The 1834-nt window shown below is 63.5% G+C and carries 3 protein-coding genes; all 3 read right to left on the reverse strand.

The window, feature by feature from the left end:
- A partial coding sequence (locus tag WA702_RS30450) for a dihydroxy-acid dehydratase (protein ID WP_425114241.1) occupies positions 1-214 on the reverse strand: 214 nt, incomplete at its 3' end.
- A gap of 269 nt (positions 215-483) precedes the next feature.
- Positions 484-984, reverse strand: a complete 501-nt coding sequence (locus tag WA702_RS30455) for a DUF3455 domain-containing protein (RefSeq protein ID WP_425114242.1) — start codon at positions 982-984, stop codon at positions 484-486.
- A gap of 118 nt (positions 985-1102) precedes the next feature.
- Positions 1103-1834 (reverse strand): NADP-dependent isocitrate dehydrogenase (locus tag WA702_RS30460; RefSeq protein ID WP_425114243.1); only part of this gene is annotated, 732 nt, incomplete at its 5' end.

Consider the following 1834-nt stretch of genomic DNA (forward strand, 5'->3'; position numbering starts at 1 on the left):
TGGCGACGCCGCCGGCCTTCTCGATCTCGCGGGCGACCAGTTGGCCGAGGTCTTTCAGATGCACATGGCCGGGCACGAATTGGGTGAAGGAGTTGCACACCGCGATGATCGGCTTGCCGAAATCCTCGTTGGTCATGCCGGTGGCGCGCCACAGGCCGCGGGCGCCGGCCATGTTGCGGCCATGGGTGGAGGTTCGGGAGCGATAGGCAGGCATGACGGTTCCTCGAGCGGCAATGGTGGTCCAGCGCCGGGGAACCCATGCGGGCAGCCGGAAACGGACGGTGATCCAGGAAATCGGCCGCAGGGATACCGCGAAGTGCTTGAAAGTTCGACCCTAAATTTCGGGGGCCAGCGATGCCGGTGGTGGAGGGACAAGGCCGGAATTGTAGGGTGGGTAAAGCGGAGCGTGCCAACCATCTTGCAATCCGCCCGTGAGCGCTGGGCATGCTGAGCTTTGCCCACCGTACGGCATCCCGGCTATTCTCAATCCCTGCGCAGGAACACGTAATCGGCCGAATACGACACGCTCTTGAACGCACCTGCGGTGTCGCAATCGCCGGAGAGCTTGCCGCCCTTGGTGTTGAGCCTCTGGATGGTCATGACATCGCCGAGCGCGCCGGTGCCCTTATGCGCCACCGCATTGAGCTTCAGCCAAGCGATGTCGTTGTCGGTCGCGCCCACCGCGGTGCCGACCACATGGCCGGTGACCATGCTGCCGTCCTCATGCTCCCAGCGCGGCCCGGCATAGTGCCGGCCGACGGTCTTGCCGTCCTGAAGCAAGGTCGCGATCGGCTCGCGAAACGACCAGTTGAGCTTGCCGTCGTCGCCGGCCTTGCACTCATAGATCTGCGCGCCTTCGGCATGAACCGTGAGCACCGCGTGTTCGCCCGCCGCGACCAGCGCATCGGGAATGGTAGTCGCGGCGCGCGCGCCGCAGGTCGAAACGAGCAGGAGCAGAGCGGGGAGGGTGATGGTTGCGCGCATGATAGGTATCCATACACCTTGATGATGTCGAAAGTGAAAGAGCCGCGCAGATGGCGCGGCTCTTGTGATGTTCGAACCCCAGTCGGGCGAAAATGGGGAGGCTGGTTACGCCGCCAATTTAAGCTGCCATGGCCTTGGTGAGGTTCTCCGCCACCTTGTCCAGGAAGCCGGTGGTCGAGAGCCAGCGCTGGTCGGCGCCGACCAAGAGCGCGAGGTCCTTGGTCATGTAGCCGGCCTCGACGGTGTCGACGCAAACCTTCTCGAGCGTGGCGGCGAACTTCGCCAGCTCCGCGTTGTTGTCGAGCTTGGCGCGATGCGCGATGCCGCGAGTCCAGGCGAAGATCGAGGCGATCGAGTTGGTCGAGGTCTCCTTCCCCTTCTGGTGCTCGCGGAAGTGGCGCGTCACGGTGCCATGAGCAGCCTCGGCCTCCACGGTCTTGCCGTCCGGCGTCATCAGCACCGAGGTCATCAGGCCGAGCGAGCCGTAGCCCTGCGCCACGGTGTCGGACTGCACGTCGCCGTCATAGTTCTTGCAGGCCCAGACATAGCCGCCCGACCACTTCATCGCGGCCGCCACCATGTCGTCGATCAGGCGGTGCTCGTAGGTGATCTTCTTGGCTTCGAACTGGGTCTTGAACTCCTTGTCGAAGATGTCCTGGAAGATGTCCTTGAAGCGGCCGTCATAGACCTTCAGAATGGTATTCTTGGTCGACAGATAGACCGAGTAGTTCTTGGCGAGGCCCATGTTGAGCGAGGCGCGGGCGAAATCGGCGATCGAATCGTCGAGATTGTACATCGACAGCGCGACGCCGGCGCTGGGCGCCTTGTAGACCTCGCGCTCGATCACGGC

The sequence above is a fragment of the Bradyrhizobium sp. genome (genome assembly GCF_049798375.1).
In the GTDB taxonomy this organism is placed as follows: domain Bacteria; phylum Pseudomonadota; class Alphaproteobacteria; order Rhizobiales; family Xanthobacteraceae; genus Bradyrhizobium.